17 protein-coding genes are annotated in these 15,912 nt (G+C 69.3%); 9 read left to right on the forward strand and 8 right to left on the reverse strand.

What is annotated here, in order from left to right; translation table 11 throughout:
- Positions 1-58: 58 nt before the first annotated feature.
- Genes CCR97_RS15085 through CCR97_RS15095 form a run of 3 tightly spaced genes read right to left on the reverse strand, consistent with a single transcriptional unit; the run spans position 59 to position 1,836 of the window.
- On the reverse strand, positions 59-688 hold the full coding sequence (locus CCR97_RS15085) for a hypothetical protein (protein ID WP_111356816.1): 630 nt from the start codon (positions 686-688) through the stop codon (positions 59-61).
- Positions 685-1,293 carry a hypothetical protein gene (locus CCR97_RS15090; protein ID WP_111356817.1) on the reverse strand — a complete coding sequence of 203 codons (609 nt, stop codon included), beginning with the start codon at positions 1,291-1,293 and terminating at the stop codon, positions 685-687. Before CCR97_RS15090 ends, CCR97_RS15085 begins: the two co-directional genes overlap by 4 nt.
- Positions 1,294-1,308: 15 nt before the next feature.
- Positions 1,309-1,836 carry a hypothetical protein gene (locus CCR97_RS15095; RefSeq protein WP_111356818.1) on the reverse strand — a complete coding sequence of 176 codons (528 nt, stop codon included), beginning with the start codon at positions 1,834-1,836 and terminating at the stop codon, positions 1,309-1,311.
- A gap of 351 nt (positions 1,837-2,187) precedes the next feature.
- On the opposite strand from CCR97_RS15095, the gene CCR97_RS15100 reads away from it, so the two are divergent.
- Positions 2,188-2,691, forward strand: coding sequence for a MamS/MamX family magnetosome protein (locus tag CCR97_RS15100; protein ID WP_111356819.1), 504 nt, complete (start codon positions 2,188-2,190; stop codon positions 2,689-2,691).
- Positions 2,692-2,853: 162 nt separating this feature from the next.
- A complete protein-coding gene (locus CCR97_RS15105; protein WP_111356820.1) occupies positions 2,854-3,048 on the forward strand; it encodes a YgaP family membrane protein in 195 nt (64 codons plus the stop codon).
- A gap of 75 nt (positions 3,049-3,123) precedes the next feature.
- On the opposite strand, the gene CCR97_RS15110 is transcribed toward CCR97_RS15105, so the two are convergent.
- Both CCR97_RS15110 and petA read right to left on the reverse strand, forming a co-directional pair.
- Positions 3,124-3,549 (reverse strand): NifB/NifX family molybdenum-iron cluster-binding protein, encoded by a 426-nt coding sequence (locus CCR97_RS15110; RefSeq protein WP_111356823.1) that lies wholly within the window; start codon positions 3,547-3,549, stop codon positions 3,124-3,126.
- Between the two features lie 77 nt (positions 3,550-3,626).
- Entirely contained in the window at positions 3,627-4,160 is a 534-nt protein-coding gene (petA, locus tag CCR97_RS15115) for a ubiquinol-cytochrome c reductase iron-sulfur subunit (RefSeq protein ID WP_201159617.1), read from the reverse strand.
- Positions 4,161-4,407: 247 nt separating this feature from the next.
- Here petA and CCR97_RS15120 point away from each other — a divergent pair, with 247 nt between their 5' ends.
- Positions 4,408-4,869, forward strand: a complete 462-nt coding sequence (locus CCR97_RS15120) for a DUF134 domain-containing protein (RefSeq protein ID WP_111355589.1) — start codon at positions 4,408-4,410, stop codon at positions 4,867-4,869.
- Positions 4,870-4,904: 35 nt separating this feature from the next.
- On the opposite strand, the gene CCR97_RS15125 is transcribed toward CCR97_RS15120, so the two are convergent.
- The 3 genes from CCR97_RS15125 to CCR97_RS15135 form a co-directional block, all read right to left on the reverse strand.
- Positions 4,905-5,531 carry a class I SAM-dependent methyltransferase gene (locus CCR97_RS15125; RefSeq protein WP_111355590.1) on the reverse strand — a complete coding sequence of 209 codons (627 nt, stop codon included), beginning with the start codon at positions 5,529-5,531 and terminating at the stop codon, positions 4,905-4,907.
- Between the two features lie 569 nt (positions 5,532-6,100).
- Positions 6,101-6,736: an NrsF family protein gene (locus CCR97_RS15130; RefSeq protein ID WP_111355591.1), complete on the reverse strand. Its 636-nt coding sequence runs from the start codon at positions 6,734-6,736 to the stop codon at positions 6,101-6,103.
- A complete protein-coding gene (locus tag CCR97_RS15135) occupies positions 6,733-7,293 on the reverse strand; it encodes a sigma-70 family RNA polymerase sigma factor (protein WP_207199478.1) in 561 nt (186 codons plus the stop codon). The genes CCR97_RS15130 and CCR97_RS15135 overlap by 4 nt, the downstream gene beginning before the upstream one ends.
- A 245-nt stretch (positions 7,294-7,538) precedes the next feature.
- Between CCR97_RS15135 and CCR97_RS15140 the strand changes: the two genes are divergently transcribed.
- The 6 genes from CCR97_RS15140 (at position 7,539) to CCR97_RS15165 (ending at position 15,889) form a co-directional block, all read left to right on the forward strand.
- Positions 7,539-8,447 carry a chlorite dismutase family protein gene (locus tag CCR97_RS15140; RefSeq protein WP_201159618.1) on the forward strand — a complete coding sequence of 303 codons (909 nt, stop codon included), beginning with the start codon at positions 7,539-7,541 and terminating at the stop codon, positions 8,445-8,447.
- A 285-nt stretch (positions 8,448-8,732) separates the two neighbouring features.
- The gene (locus CCR97_RS15145; RefSeq protein WP_111355592.1) at positions 8,733-11,534 is read left to right on the forward strand and encodes a molybdopterin-dependent oxidoreductase; all 2,802 of its coding nucleotides are present in this window, start codon (positions 8,733-8,735) and stop codon (positions 11,532-11,534) included.
- A 73-nt stretch (positions 11,535-11,607) separates the two neighbouring features.
- Entirely contained in the window at positions 11,608-12,630 is a 1,023-nt protein-coding gene (locus CCR97_RS15150) for a 4Fe-4S dicluster domain-containing protein (RefSeq protein ID WP_111355593.1), read from the forward strand.
- A gap of 50 nt (positions 12,631-12,680) precedes the next feature.
- Positions 12,681-13,385 (forward strand): cytochrome c family protein, encoded by a 705-nt coding sequence (locus CCR97_RS15155; protein ID WP_111355594.1) that lies wholly within the window; start codon positions 12,681-12,683, stop codon positions 13,383-13,385.
- A 19-nt stretch (positions 13,386-13,404) separates the two neighbouring features.
- Positions 13,405-14,061: a molecular chaperone TorD family protein gene (locus CCR97_RS15160; RefSeq protein ID WP_111355595.1), complete on the forward strand. Its 657-nt coding sequence runs from the start codon at positions 13,405-13,407 to the stop codon at positions 14,059-14,061.
- A 28-nt stretch (positions 14,062-14,089) separates the two neighbouring features.
- The gene (locus CCR97_RS15165) at positions 14,090-15,889 is read left to right on the forward strand and encodes a NapC/NirT family cytochrome c (protein WP_170145692.1); all 1,800 of its coding nucleotides are present in this window, start codon (positions 14,090-14,092) and stop codon (positions 15,887-15,889) included.
- The last annotated feature ends 23 nt before the right edge of the window (positions 15,890-15,912 follow it).

Consider the following 15,912-nt stretch of genomic DNA (forward strand, 5'->3'; position numbering starts at 1 on the left):
GGGGACGAGCGGAACGTGAGGCCGGTCGATCACGGAAACCGGAAAGTCACTCCGGCGGTCAGGACTGTGCGAGCTCGCGGGTCCACGTCAGAAAGCCGTCGAGGAAGCGCGTCGTCGCCGGCATGAAGCGGCTGCCGTGGTGATAGAACGGGTCGAGGGTCGAGACGATCAGCCGGCCCGGGGTCGTGACGCGGTCGTCGTAGAGGAGGGCGCCGCCGGGATCGCGGCCGTCGCGATCGTCCGGCACGATGACCAGAGGCACCGCACCCTCGGGCGGGAACAGCACGCCGTGGATGTGCCACACGGTCGCGTCGGGCGCGACGTGACGGAACAGCTCGTGATCGGGCGCGACGAAGCGGTGAGGGGGCTTCTCGGCCGGATCGAGCCACCACCAGAAATTGGTCGGCCGCGGCGCGGTGCGCACGCCCGGTACCCAGGTCTCCGCCTCGCATTCGCCGAGCACCACGAGCGTGCGGCCGCGGCCGAGGAAGTCCGTCAGCAGCGGCGCGTGTCGGCGTAGCAGCTCGGGATTGAGCCGGTCCGGCACGATCAGCAGCAGCACGTCGGCGAGATCGTCCGCCGCGAGCGCGGGCGCATAGATCACCCGGTCGAAACGGTCGCGGAAGCGTGCGCCGAAGATCGTCTCGTGATGATAGAAGGTGCCGCCGTCGAGCACGGCCACGGTCATGATCGCGCCTCCACGAGCCAGCCGACGAGCTGCGGCAAGAGCTGCCGCGTGGTGTCGTCGCCGCCACCGAAGCTCCATAAATCGTTGCCGCCGTGGAACAGAACGTCGCCGCGGCCCTGCGTATAGATGAAGTCGAGCGGGCGGCGCGCCGGCCCAAGCGTATGAATCACGGTCGCACCCTCCGGCGGCGCATGCCAAGCGTGGCCGTAGAAGCCGGCGACGCCGCGCCGGAAGGTGAGATCGTCGAGCGCGACGCCGTCCCAGATCGGATGCGCCACGGCGCGCTCCACCCTCAGCTCGGCGATGCCGCCGCCGTCGAGCGGCCGCACCGGAGACAGTCCGGTCAGGAACGGGTGGGCGACGTGGCCGCTGATCGCGATGCGACCGCCGCGTGCGACGTAGTCGTCCAGCAATGCGGTGTTGGCCTGCAGGAACCGCTGGTCCATGTGCATGCCGATCAGCAGCGCCGTGACACCGTCGAGCAGCGACGCATCGAGGGCGTAGAGATCGACGTCGCGGACCACGCAGTCGAGGCCGGCGAGGCGGGGCGCCCAGCCGGCCGACGACGTCGCGTGGCCGCACGAGAAGCGAAGGATGGTCTTCATCACGTCCCGATGCGATCAGAGCCGGTCGAACAGCTTTTCGGGCGCAACCGTGAGCACCTCGGCGGCGATGCGGCGCCTGAGCGCCGAGAACTCGGCGCGCTCGGCCTCGCTCTTGCCGGCTCCGCCCGCGACCAGCGCGAAGAACCGGTCCGGCAGCACGCCCGGGCGTAGCGCGGTGCCGACCGTGCGGCCGTCCATCGACACGCGCCAGGAGTAGGAGGCGTCGAGGCCGGGACACAGCCGCGCTTCGGGCAGCGAGCGGTCGACCGTGTAGACGCCGCGCGTCACCGCGCGGGTGACGAACTCGAAGGCATCGCGCACGCCGGGGCCGGGATGGCCGCTCACCACGGTGAGATCGGCGCGACGCGGCGGCCGCTGCGGCGACAACGCCGGCAGCATCACGCGGAGCGCCTGGAACGTCACGGCCAGCATGGCGAGGGCGGCCTGCCCGTGATACGCGGCGACCGCGTCGAAGGAGATGGCGACGAGGTCCTCCTCGCCCTCCACCGTGAGTGTCGGGTTCGTCTCGATGGCTGCGGTCATGCTGTCCGGAGAGTGCTGGATGATCGGGCGACTATGCAGACGCTCCGCGGGTGCATCAAGGCAGCGACGCCGCCGCGCGCTTGCACGCGCGGCGTAACTCCAAGGCGCGACGCGGTTCTTCGCGGAGTTTGGAATTGCCGGAAGAATCGACGGGACCTGCGGGTCGTCGATCGGCGGCCGTCGGGATGCGCGACGGTGTCGCCGACCGCGCCGTCAGGCTAACGTCAGCCCGGCCGGCACACACTGTCGCCGGTCGGTCGCTCTCGACGGCGCGATCCTCTCGATCGGAGCGCCGCCGGGCGCGACCGCCGACGGGGCATGGAGGGACGGGGGCAGGACAGGAGACCTGCGATGAGACACCTTCGTTCGAGTGCCGCGCTCGGCGTGTTGATCGTCGCCGTTGCGGCCGGAGCGGCGTTTGCCCAGAAGGGGACCGGTGAAGCCACCGGGATTGCCCGCCGGGCCGAGAAGCCGCCCATCGTCACGCTGTCCGGGACCGTGACGGACACCAAGATCGGGCCGTGCAAGCTGACCACCGGTCGCGCCTCCGAAGGCGCGCATCTGATCGTCCGGACCGGTGACAAGACGATCAATCTCCATCTCGGCCCGTCGGCGGCCGTCGGCGACGTCCTGAAGGCCGCGCCGGTCGGGCGGTCGATCACGGTGGACGGGTTCCGCACCGACCGCATGCCGGCCGACGCCTATGTCGCCAAGTCCGTGAAGGTCGACGATCGCACCTTCACGTTGCGTGACGACTCGCTCCGGCCGACCTGGGCGGCAGGCCGTGGTCGCGGGCGCGGCGCGTGGGACGGCCGCGGTCCGGGGTGGCGCCGCGGCTTCGGCGGCTGCTTCTGACGGCACGTGATGGCGCGGCCGGTTGACGACATCGACCGGCCGTGCCCGTCGACGCCGAGGCGCGATCAGGTCCGCGTTCGATGGTGACTTGGTCACAGACCGGCGGCGTCGCTCGACCTAGATCTCGCTCATTGGACAAAGGCAACAACGAGCGAGGACGACATGCTTGCGAAGAACATGGGACTGATCGACCGGGTGCTGCGCGCCGTTCTCGGTGCGGGCCTGATCGCGTGGGCGCTGGCCGGCGGACCGGTCTGGGCCTGGATCGGCGTCGTTCCGCTCTTCACCGCCGCGGTCGCGCGCTGCCCGCTCTACTCGATCGTCGGCATCAAGACCTGCGCCGTCTCGAAGGCCTGACCCTTCGACCGTCCCGATGCGGACGGCCGAGCCTTCATGACGGCCCCTCGCCGGATCGCGATGCGCGCTGCGGGCTCAGTGCCCGCAGCAGCAGTCGGCACCGTCGTCCGCGTGGTCCTGATCACGTGCGTCGCTCCCAGGCGCACGATCATCGGGCGACGCATGATCGTGCGGGGCGGCGGGCGCGAGCGTGCCGTCCAGGAATCCGGCGACGGCCGTGGCGGGATCGGGTTCCGCGGTCGCGACCGCGGTGACGCCGTGCTCGGCCATCCGGCGGACGAAGCCGGCGCCCGCACTGCCGGCGATCACGGCATCGACCGCGAACAGCGGATGCGGGCCGTCGCACTGGAACTCGTGAATCGACATCTCCTTCAGCAGGTCGAGCCGCGCGACCTCGCGGGGCCGCGCCCCGCGCTCCGCCTCGAACACCAGGAACCGCCGGCTCTTGCCGGCATGGCCCGTCACGGTCCGGAAGTTCTGGCTGGCAACCGCGATTCTCACGTCGATGCTCCTGTCACGATGGATCGGCCGGCCGGCGGCGCTCCGCCGCCGGTCGGGAGGAGGGGGCTGGCGAAGCCTCAGGCTTCACCGATGCGGATCGTCGAGTCGTCGACGAACGCGTAGGGCGGCACCGGGAGATTGAGCTGCGCCGGTCCGTGGCGGACGCGGCCGGAGGCATCGTATTGCGAGCCGTGGCACGGGCAGAACCAGCCGCCCCACTCGCCCTGCTTGCCGAGCGGGATGCAGCCGAGATGCGTGCAGCTCGCGAACACGACGAGCCACTGCTCGCGTCCCGCCTTCACGCGGTCGCCGTCGGCTTGCGGATCCATCAGCTCGGAGAGCTCGGTCGCCTGCTCCTTGGCGATCTCGTCGGGGGTGCGGTGGCGGATGAAGATCGGCTTGCCGCGCCAGAAGATGCTGATGATCTGCCCCGGCGCGATGGCGGCGAGGCTGATCTCGATCGGCACGCCCGCCGCGATCGTCGAGCGGTCGGGATTCATCTGGTCGACGAGCGGCCACACGGCGGCGCCGACGCCGACGGCGGCGACGCCCCCGGTGGCGAGATAGAGAAAGTCGCGGCGGCTCGGATCGGCGGCGGGCACGGTGGTCATGGGGTCATCCTGATGGGCAGCGGAGGGCGCGCACGGCGCCCGTCCCGGGCGCCGCACGGCTTCGGCAACGTCTCTGGCATCGGATCGGCGGCAGGCGGTCCCGCACCCGCGTCGCGGCGGGCCGGGCGCGTTCCGCCGCGGGCCTGCGTCGATGGCGGGGGCGTCGCGCGCCGTCCATGCCCTCGACCGTGATATGATCGACCCTAGCGCATTATGAGCATATGTTCAATAGAGGATCCCCGCGCCGATGCCCCGTCCCCGCAAGCTGCGCACGGTTCGCGAGCCGCTCCCGGCCCGCGTCTACAAGCCGGCCGGCGTGCCGCGGCGTGATCTCGACGAGATCGTGCTCACGCTCGATGCGCTGGAGGCGCTGCGCCTCGCCGACGCGGAGGGGTTCGAGCACGCCGCCGCCGCCGCCCAGATGGGCGTCTCGCGGCCGACCTTCTCGCGGCTGATCGCCGAGGCGCGGACCACGGTCGCGACCGCGCTGGTGCAGGGCCTGGCGCTCCGCATCGAGGGTGGCCCGGCGCGCGTCGCCGAGGAGGGCGCCGGGCCGTGCTGCGGCCGCGGCATGCGCCGGCGCCGCGGTCATTGCGGGCGGCTCGGACCGGGCCGGGGTCTCGAGAGCGCGACGGACGGATCGGCCGGGCCAGTCGAGCCCACCGCAGATCCCGCGACCTCCGATCGTCGGAGCGACGGCTCGGACTGATCGGCTGCGCGCCGGCCGTGAGCCGCTGCCGCGCTTCAGGACGGATCGGGCTTTCGCGCGACGATGTAAGGGCCGGCCGGGTTCTTGCCGAAGACGCGCTCGTCGACGATCTCGAAGCCGGCGTCGCGGAGGGTCCGGCGCAGTGCCCCCGTGGTCAGATTGTTCACGGGCGGGAACACCCGCAGCGCGCCCAGCACGAAGAACAGGCTGCGCAGCTTGACCCCCATGTCGGCGAAGCACCAGGTCTTCGAGATCAATAGGCCGCCGGGCTTCAGATGGGCGTGGATCCGCGCGAGCGTGCCGGGGAGATCGCCGACCAGGTGCAGCACCTGGAAGGCGCAGATCGCGTCGAAGAGGCCGCCCGCGAAGGCGTTCTGCGCATCGGCGAGCACGAAGCGCAGATTGTCCGGCGCCGGCTTGGCCCGGGCGATGCGCAGCATCTCGGACGAGAAGTCGGTCGCGGTCCATTCCGCCACGTGAGGCGCGAGGCGGATCGCGGTCGAGCCCGAGCCGCAGCCGATCTCCAGCACGCGGTCGGTCGGGCGCAAACGACCAGCGGCGTCGGCCAGCATCGCCTCGTAGGCGGCCGGATCCTTCACGGGCTTCGCCGTGTAGCGCCCGGCGATCCGGTTCCAGAACCTGACGTGTCGGGTCTCGGCCATAGCGGGTCTCTCCCCTCCATTGTCGACGATGCTGCGGTCGAAGATGCGGCGCGACGACGGCCCGCAGGTCGCCCCCCGGCTCCCATCCGGGTGGCGGCCGGTCGATGCGGCCGAACGCGTCCTCGGGCCGCGTCCGACCGGCACGACCATCGTCGGAGATCGGTGATAAGCGAGTTGCCCGCCGCAGCGAGTGACTTTGTCACGGAACGGACCGCGCGGCTCCGACGGGCGGGTGCGGGGTCGGGTGAGAGACCGTGCGCGCGGCCGTCGGGACCGACCTCGCGCTCTTCGCGGCGGCCGAGGTGTTCGTCGGGCCGGCGTGATCGCTGTCGTCGCCGGCTTGGTGCTGCTGTTCTTGCGGCAGTGACGACCCGGCCGTTCCGCTCGGGGGCCGCATCGACGTTGTCGCCGTCGCGGCGCGGACCGCCAGAACCCCGCTGGGCGTGATCACCGCTGCGCGCGGATCCCGATGGTGCTTCTTCCGAACCACCCGACCACCGGGGCGCGGCGACGGTTCACCCGCGGGGACGTCTACGACGCCATGACTTACTCGGCGGAAATGACTGGTGCTACCAGCGGGCGAGACGCCGTGCGAGCAACGTGCTCGCGACGACGACGCCGGAAATCGCCAGCGGGTACCAGGTCGCGACGAAGAGCGGGGAATCGTCCGGGCAGTGGCTGGCATAGAGGAACGCACCGAGACCGCCGCCCAGCAGGCCGGCGAACACGCCGGCGAGGTCCGGCCGGGTCGGTGCGCCCTTTCTCAGGAACAGGATGACGGCCGCGAGGATGGGAGCCGAGAGCAGCGGGATGCAGAGCAGGCAGGCGACGGCGTTCTCGCCGATCAGCCGAGCCCGCCAGGCGGAGGAATCGACCACGGCCAGCTCGACCAGCACGCCGATCGCGAGCAGGAGGGGTGCGATCAGCACCGCCAGCGTGGCGCGCCCGGGCTGCCCGTCAGGCCGCGCGAGGCGCCCGACCACCGGCACCGCAGCGAGGGCGAGCGTGAGCGCGACGATCAGCTTGAAATCGAACCGCGGCTGGAACAATGCGGTCGCGAGGTCGCGCGGCGCCAGCGTCGCGGCATAGACAAGCAGAGAACCGACCAGCCCGAGTGCCACCGCGCCGGCCAGCGCGCCGGACCCGAACGGCTCACGCGTCTCGCGATCGGCCACGAGGGCTTGAATGAGCTCATCGGTCTTCATGTTACGCCCGCCGTGCTGTTGAGCGATTTGAGAGCGCGGTGGAGCGCGACCCGCACCGCGACCGCCGTCATCTCGAACTTCGCCGCGGCCTCGCCGATCGACAGTCCGTCGATGGCGATCGCCTGAATGACCTGTCTCTGGCCCGGCGGCAGCGCATCGAGGCGGCGCTCGACATCGCGCTCGAGGGCCGGGCGTGCCGGCTCGTGGGCCACCAGCACGTCACCGAACTCGTCGATCGACACGTCGTTGCCGCGCCCGCGTGGAAGCCGGAGCGTGTCGATCAGCTTGTGCCGCGCGATCGCGCGGATCCATGGCCCGATCGGACGCGCCTCGTCCCAGGTGTGCCGCTTCAGATGAAGCGCGAGCAATGTGTCCTGCACGATGTCCTCCGCATCGGCTCCCGACCGGCCGGAGCGAACCAGCTCGCGTCGGATGATCGGCCTCAGCCACTCGGCGACGTCCCGCAGCAATCGTGTGTAAGCGGCAGCGTCGCCGCGCGACGCCGCTCTCATCGCCTCCGCCAGGTCGTGCTCGCTGCGGTCCACCCGCACGTTCATAGTCCTTTTCGGCTCGATCGCGCCGATGTTACGTCGGGGCAGAATTAATATTCTACCGGCCCGGCCCGGCCCGGCACGGCGCAGCGTGGCGGGGTGCCTAGGTACTACACCCGACCCCGTCGGACCAGTAACACCGGCCGCACTTCGCCGAAGAACAGAATGGACGACGCCAGCCCTCTCCGGTCCCGGCCGGGCGAGGGCGACCCCCGGCCGCGCCGCCCGCTGATTCAAACGCGGAGGCAGACATGATTTCGATCCTCGTGCCGCGCCGGCACCGGCTGCAACTCGGGCTCGCCGCGGCGATGTCCCTCGCCCTGGCCGGCACGGCGCTCGCTCAGCAAGGCGGCGGAATGCCGGCGCCCGGCCCGATGCCGCCGGCCCCCATGGCAGCAGCCCCGATGGCCCCCATGGCTCCGATCGACCGCGCGAAGATCCTCACGGACCTCGGTGTGTTCGGGGACTTCGCGGTCTACAAGCTGCGCCCCGAATACGCGATGCTGCCGGCGGCCGAGCGCAAGGCGGCCGCGGCCGAGGTCCTCGCCCTCGTCGAGAAGCACAAGGACAAGGTGATCGTCGACGCCTACCTGACCCGCGGCTTCGACGCCAAGAGCGACTACTTCCTGCGCGTGCACGCCTACGATCTCGCCGCCGCCCAGAAGTTCCTCACCGATTTCCGTGCCACCAAGTTCGGCTCGTACTCCGACGTCACCGAGAACCTGGTCGGCATCACCAAGGCGCTCAACTACATCACCAAGCAGAAGTCCGAGACGCTCAACGCCGGGCTGTTCGCGGCGACCTACACGGATCCGACGCCCCGCTACGCGATCATGATCCCGGTGAAGAAGAACGCCGAGTGGTGGAACATGACGCCGGAGCAGCGGCTGAAGGAGATCGAGGTGCACACGGCGCCGACGCTGCAGTATCTCGTCAACGTCAAGCGCAAGCTCTACCATTCGACCGGCCTCTCCGACACCGACTTCATCACCTATTTCGAGACCAACGATCTCGGTGCGTTCAACAACCTGCTGATCGCGCTCGCCCAGGTCCCGGAGAACAAGTATCACGTCCGCTGGGGCAACCCGACCGTGCTCGGCACGATCCAGTCGATCGACTCGGTCGTGAAGACGCTCTCGGACGCCGATCGCTCCATGTGACTCGCGTCCTGTGACCGGTCGCGAGCGGCGGCGGGCCTGCGCTGCCGCTCGCGCCGGCGATCCCGCTCCCGCCGGTCCGCGTTCGCGCGGGTCGGCGGCCCACCGCCATCACCCCCGTCTCGACCGCGATCCGACATGCCGTCCGACATGTCCGCGAGGTCCTGCCCCGGTCCGGCTCGCCGCCCCCGTCCGCGATCCGCCCCGTTCCGATTGCCGGCCTTCTCGCTCGCGTGACGCCGTCGCGCGCGCGTCATCCTGTCAAACTTTTCCGCCGGGAGATTCTCCATGTCGAAGACGACCCGCAGGGATCTGCTGAGATTGGGCGGTGCCGCGTATCTGGGCACGCTGTTCAGCGGCCCGTTCGCGTTGAAGGCTCTGGCCCAGGCACCGGCGGCATCGCCGCAGATGCAGCACGACTACGCCGGCTGGGAGCAGCTCTACCGTGACAAGTGGAGCTGGGACACCAAGACGCGCGGCGCGCATCTGATCAACTGCACGGGCGCCTGCCCGCACTGGGTCTACACCAAGAACGGCATCGTGGTCCGCGAGGAGGCCTCGAAGGACATGCCGTCGCTCGCGGGCGTCCCCGAGTACAATCCGCGCGGCTGCAACAAGGGCGCCTGCGGAACCGACTATCTCTACGGGCCGCACCGGGTGAAGTATCCGTTGATCCGCACCGGGGCGCGCGGCGAGGGCAAGTGGCGCCGCGCGAGCTGGGACGAGGCGCTCGGCATCATCGCCGACAAGATGCTCGACACGATCCGGGACCATGCGGTCGACTGCATCAGCGTCTATACGCCGGTGCCGGCGGTCGCGCCGGTGTCGTTCTCGGCCGGGCATCGCTTCGCCCATCTGATCGGCGCCCACACCCACACCTTCTTCGACTGGTACGGCGACCATCCGACCGGCCAGACGCAGACCTGCGGCGTTCAGGGCGACACCGCCGAGACGGCGGACTGGTTCAACGCCAAGCTGATCCTGCTGTGGGGGTCGAGCCCGGCCGTCACCCGCATTCCCGACGCGCACTTCATCAACGAGGCGGCGCTCAACGGCAGCCGGGTCGTCAGCATCGCCCCGGACTACAACGCGACGACCATCAAGGCCGACACCTGGATTCACCCCAAGCCCGGCACCGACACGGCGCTGGCGCTCGGCATGGCGCACGTCCTGATGCGCGACAAGCTGGTCGACGTCGCCAATGTCAAGGAGCAGACCGATCTTCCCTATCTGATCCGCACCGACACCAAGAAGTTCCTGCGCGAGGCCGACGTCGTGCAGGGCGGCTCGGCCGCGAAGTTCTACGTGTGGGACACCAAGACCAAGAAGCCCGTGCTCGCCAAGGGATGCTGGGGCGAGGAGCCGCCCGGTGGCCGGCCAGCCGTGCAGCCCGCCTATCTCGGGCGCAACACGCTCACCTTCCCGGACGGCACCATCGCGCTCGGCGATCTCGACCCGGCCCTCGAGGGCAGCTTCAAGGTCACCCTCAAGGACGGCAAGTCTGTCGACGTGAAGCCGGCCTACGCGCTCTACGCCGAGCGCATCATGCGCGACTACACGCCCAAGAAGGTGTCGGAGATCACCGGCGTCGCCGAGAAGGCGATCGTCGATCTCGCCAAGTCCTACGGGACCGTCAAGCCGGCGATGATCATCAGCGGCGGCGGCACCAATCACTGGTACTGGAGCGACATCGAGATCCGGGCCTTCCATCTGCTCTCGTCGCTCACCGGCAACGAAGGCAAGAACGGCGGCGGCGTCAACCACTACATCGGCCAGTGGAAGCCGGTCGCGGTGCCGGGCGTGCTGGCGCTGTCGTTCCCGCAGGGCGCGGCGCGGCATCGCTTCACCCAGACGACGATCTGGACCTACGTGCACGCCGACGCCTACGACGCCATGGAGACGGTGGGGATCGACACGCGCAAGTACCTGCGTGCCAGCCTCGACCAGAAGATGATGCCGATCTATCCGCGCGAGGGCCGCGATCCCAAGGTGTTCATCGTCTATCGCGGCAACTTCCTGAACCAGGCGAAGGGCCAGAAATACGTCCTGCAGAACCTGTGGCCGAAGCTCGACCTGATCGTCAATCTCAACCTGCGCATGGACTCGATGGCGCTCTACTCCGACATCGTGCTGCCGGCCGCGCATTGGTACGAGAAGCTCGACCTGCAGATGACGGAGGAGCACACCTTCGTCCACATGACGGAGCCGGCGATCCCGCCGATGCACGAATCGAAGCACGACTGGGACGTGTTCACGCTGCTCGCAAAGAAGATGCAGGACCGCGCGGTGGCGCGCGGGATGTCGCGGGTCTTCGACGAGCAGTTCAACGTCTCGCGCGACTTCTCCACCCTGTACGCGCAGCAGACCGACAACGGCAAGCTGGAGAGCGCCGCCCAGGCGGCCCAGTTCATCCTCGACAACGCGCCGGCCACCAAGGGGATCACGCTCGACATGATCCGCGAGCGGCCGCAGCGCTTCAAGGCGAACTGGACCTCGCCCATCAAGGATGGCGTGCCCTACACGCCGTTCCAGTTCTACACGGACAGCAAGAAGCCGTGGCCGACCCTCACGGGACGGCAGCAATTCTACATCGATCACGACTGGTTCATCGAGATGGGCGTCGAGCTGCCGGTCTACAAGGCGCCGGTCGACGCCGACGCGTTCCCGCTGCGATTCAACACGCCGCACAGCCGCCACGCCATCCACTCGACCTTCAAGGACAACGTGCTGATGCTGCGGCTCCAGCGCGGCGGTCCGGTGCTGGAGATGCCGCCCGGCGAAGCGAAGACCCGGGGGCTGCGCGACAACGACTGGGCCGAGGTGTGGAACGACCACGGCCGGATGATCTGCCGGGTGAAGATCCACAACCGCGAGCCCGAGGGGCGGGTCACCATGTGCCACACCCCCGAGCTCTACATGGATCTGATCGAGGGCTCGACCCAGAGCGTCTGCCCGATCCGCATCAACCCGACGAGCCTGGTCGGCAACTACGGCCATCTGCTGTTCCGGCCCAACTACTACGGGCCGGGCGGAACCCAGCGCGACGCCCGCGTCCAGGTGCGCCGCTACACGGGTCTCATCCCGAGCTGAGCGGTACGACGCCACGGGACGGCCGCCCTCGGCGGCGCGCCGTCCCCGAACCAGGGTTTCGAGGACGACGATCATGGCCAAGCAGATCACCAAACCGCAGAAGCAACTCTCCTTCGTGGTCGATCTCAACAAGTGCATCGGGTGCCAGACCTGCACGGTCGCCTGCAAGAAGCTGTGGACCAACCAGCGGGGCGAAGACCCGATCTACTGGCGCAATGTCGAGACGCGCCCGGGCAAGGGCTATCCGCGCAACTGGGAGAACGAGGGCGGCGGCTTCAACGCCGCCGGCGAGGTCCAGCGCGGCCGCATGCCGACCGCCGGCGACTACGGCGTGCCGTTCGAGTTCGACTACGAGGCGCGACTGTTCGAGGGCGTGCCCGGCCGGGTGCGTCCGCGCCCCGCCGCGACCACGGCGGGCTTCGCGTCGTGGGCGCCGAACTTCGACGAGGACCAGGGCGAAGGCACCTATCCCAACAACTACTATTTCTACCTGCCGCGCCACTGCAACCACTGCAGCAAGCCCGCCTGCCTGGAAGCGTGCCCGAACGACGCGATCTACAAGCGCGCCGCCGACGGCATCGTCCTGGTCGACCAGACCAAGTGCAAGGCGGCGCGCAACTGCGTGCAGGCCTGCCCCTACGACAAGACCTACTTCAACACGGCGATCCAAAAGGCAAGCAAGTGCATCGGCTGCTACCCGCGCATCGAGAAGGGCGTCGCCACGGCGTGTGTCGCCCAGTGCGTCGGCCGCGCCATGCATGTCGGCTTCATGGAGGACACGGCGAGCTCGGTCCACAAGCTCGCCAAGGTGTGGAAGGTCGCGTTGCCGCTCTACGCGGCACGCGGCACCGAGCCCAACATGTTCTACATCCCGCCGGTCCTCGGCCCGACGATGGAGGATGCGCAGGGCAATCTCCGCACCGACAAGAAGATCCCGATCGAGTATCTGGTCAAGCTGTTCGGAAACGACGTGCCGCGGGTGATGAAGGTGCTCGAGGAGGAGCGCGGAAAGCGTCTCATGAGCGAGCCCTCCGAGCTGATGGACATCATGATCGGTCGGCGCAGCGCCGACATGATGTTGAACCCGCTGACGTGATCACGAACCCGGACGAGCCGGATCAGGGCGAAGGCTCCGGAGGAGGAAGAATGAAGAGTATCCTGCCGATCGGTGTCGCGCTCGCGATCCTGCTCGTTCCGGGCCTCGCGCCCGGCCAGGAGTTCGAAGGCGTGAGCGTCTGCCGCAAATGCCACATCGACCAGGCCGAGAGCTGGGCCCAGACCTCGCACGCCAAGGCGTTCGAGTCGCTCAAGCCCAAGGTCAAGGCGGCCGTCAAGCAGAAGGGCAAGCTCGATCCGGACAAGGACTACACGACCGACGCGGCCTGCGTCGGTTGCCACACCACGGGCTTCGGCAAGCCGGGCGGCTTCGCGGCGACGACGCCCGTGTCCGAGCACAAGAACCTCGCCGTCGTCGGCTGCGAGTCCTGCCACGGGGCCGGCAGCACGTTCCGGGTCGAGCACGGTAACGCGGAAGAGCGGTGGAAGACGGGCAAGGGCGAGACCGCCCGCGACGTCCTGGTGAAGCTCGGCCAGAACTTCGACTACAAGGCCGCCTGCGCGACCTGCCACCTCAACTACGAAGGCTCGGGCTTCGCCGGCGCGCATCCGCCCTTCAAGGTCTTCACGCCGGCCCTCGATCCCAAATACGCCTTCGACTACGACAAGGAGGTCCTCCGCTCGGGGGCCGGAACCGGCGTGCACGAGCATTTCAAGCTGAAGAACGTGTTCATGGGCGAGCCGGTGCCCGCCATCCGGAGCCAGCTCCAGGCCGACGCCAAGGACCCCGACTGAGCGACGAGGATCATTCGCCATGACGGAAACGTCGCGGTCCGCCATCGTGCGGAGCAGCATCTACGGAGCGCTGGCGCGCGGCTTCGCCTATCCCGGCGCCGAGCTGCTCGACGACATCGAGGCCGGCGACTTCGGCTTCGATCTGATCGATCTCGTCACCGATGTTCATCCCGATCTGATCGGGGTGCTGGCGAGCGTGCGTCCCGACCTCGAGACGCGGCCCGCCGATCTGGTGGCGCTGGAGGGCGATTATCTGGCGACGTTCGAGGCCGGGCCGCGCAAGCCGCCGCTCTCCCTTTACGAAGGCAGCTACGTGACCGATCGCCCGCGCGCGGACCTGCTCTTGGAGATCGACGCCTTCTATCGGCATTTCGGGCTCGTGCCCGGTGAGGCTCCGCGCGACTTCGTCGACAACGTGACGGCGGAGCTCGAGTTCCTCCAGTTCCTGGTCGCCAAGGAGGCGCAGGCGGTCGAGCAGGCGCTCAACGCCGGTTCGTACCGGCGGGCGCAACACGATTTCCTCGATCGGCATCTCGTGCCGTTCCTGATCGCCATGGACGAGACGCCAGGCGAGCGCACCGCGCCTTTCTATCGCGGGCTGGTCCGCTGCGCCCGCTGCTTCGCCGAGGCGGAGTCGGTCGCGGTGGCCCGACGGCTCGCGGCGTCGGCCGCCTGACGGCCCGCACGATCCCCATGGAGTGAACATGTCGGAACCCCGGATCACCGTGCCGGCGCGCTCGTCCGCCAGCGGCGGGAAGAAGGATCGGCTCGGCTCGCCGGCCCGATGGGCGCTCGCGGGCCTCGTGGTCGCCGGGTTCTTCGGCGGCGTGCTGTTCTGGGGCGCCTTCCACACCGCCGTGGAAGCGACCAACACGCTGGAGTTCTGCACCGGCTGTCACGTCATGCGGGACTTCGTCTACAAGGAGTACGCGACGACCATCCACTACCAGAACCGCACCGGCGTGAAGGCGACCTGCTCGGACTGTCACGTGCCGAAGGAGTGGTTCCCGAAGATGATGCGCAAGGTGCAGGCCACCAACGAGCTGTGGCACTGGATGCTCGGCACCATTGACACGAAGGAGAAGTTCGAGGCCAAGCGGCTGGAGCTCGCCACCCATGTCTGGGACCGGATGAAGCAGACGGACTCGCTCGAATGCCGCAACTGCCACACGCTGCAGTCGATGAACCCGGAATTCCAGAAGCCGCGCGCCAGGAAGGTCCATCTGGATGCCTTCGGGTCGGGCCAGACCTGCATCGACTGCCACAAGGGCATCGCCCACCACAGCCCGCGCGAGCGCCTGACCACCGCGCAAATCGAGGCGCTCGAAAAGCCGAATCCGGCCTTCATCCGCCCGATTCCGCAGACCTTCGTCGACGGGTTGGCGCGGGTCACGGCCCGCGAGGAGGCGGAAGCCAAGGCGCGCGACGAGGCGGCGAGGGCCGCCGAGCAGGCGCTGCGCACGCGCATCGAGGCGGAGCTGTCCCGCAAGGCGGCGGGAGACGCCGACGGCGCGGCGGCGGTCGACACGTTCGGGGTCGACTGGGCCGCGGTGCCGGCCAAGACCGTGACGCTGTTCTATCCCGGCGTCAGCTCGTTCGAGTGGATCCAGGTGGCGCGCGATCACACCGGCGCCCGCGGCTTCCTGCGCACCGGCGAGCGGTGCAGCGAGTGCCACGGCAAGGAGGTCAAGGAGATCGGCAGCAAGCTCGTGTCCGGCGCCAAGAACGAGCCGACGCCGATCCCCGGCAAGCGGCCGTGGATCGACCTCTCGGTCCAGGCGGCCCAGGACGGCACCGATCTGTTTCTCCGCTTCGAGTGGAGCGACACGCCGCACGCGCCCGCGCCGTTCGCCGAGGGAGGCAAGATGGACCCGCAGCACGCCAGCAAGCTGTCGATGATGATCGTCGGGCCCGCCGTCGCGCGTGGCGAGCAGGGCGGTTGCTGGGTCACGTGCCATCACGACGTGCGCTCGATGCCGGACGCCGCCCGGGTCGATCCCGCGGGTGCGCCAGGACTCGTCGCGGATGCGCGCGACGCGGCGATCGCCCAGGGCCTCACCAAGTATCTGGCCGAATCGCGCGAGCGGATCGATCTGCAGGGCAAGGACGGCCCGCGCGGCGGCGGCGTCGCGGTGAAGCCGGCGTCCGACCTCGCGGCACTGCGCGCCGCCGGAACCCGGATGGAGCTCTTGCGCGTGCGTCCCGGGCGTCCGGTCGAGTCAGGCAGTGTCCTGGCGCAGCGCCTGATGGACGGCGGCGTCCCGGTCGGCGGCAGCATCGCCCAGCTCGGCGACCGCTGGGTCGCGACGCTGCGGCGACCGTTGAAACCGGCGGACAACGGCGACATCGAGATCGTCCCGGGCGCCGTCTACACGGTCGGCTTCGCCGTGCACGACGACTTCGCCGACGCCCGCTTCCATCACGTGTCGCTGGAGCTGCGGCTGGCCCTCGACGGGGCGACCTCGGAGCTGCCGATCACCTCGATCGCCCCGCCGCGGCGATGATGCGGTTCGGGCGCCGGGCTGAG

The organism is Rhodoplanes elegans, from assembly GCF_016653355.1.
GTDB classification, from domain to species: Bacteria; Pseudomonadota; Alphaproteobacteria; order Rhizobiales; family Xanthobacteraceae; genus Rhodoplanes; species Rhodoplanes elegans.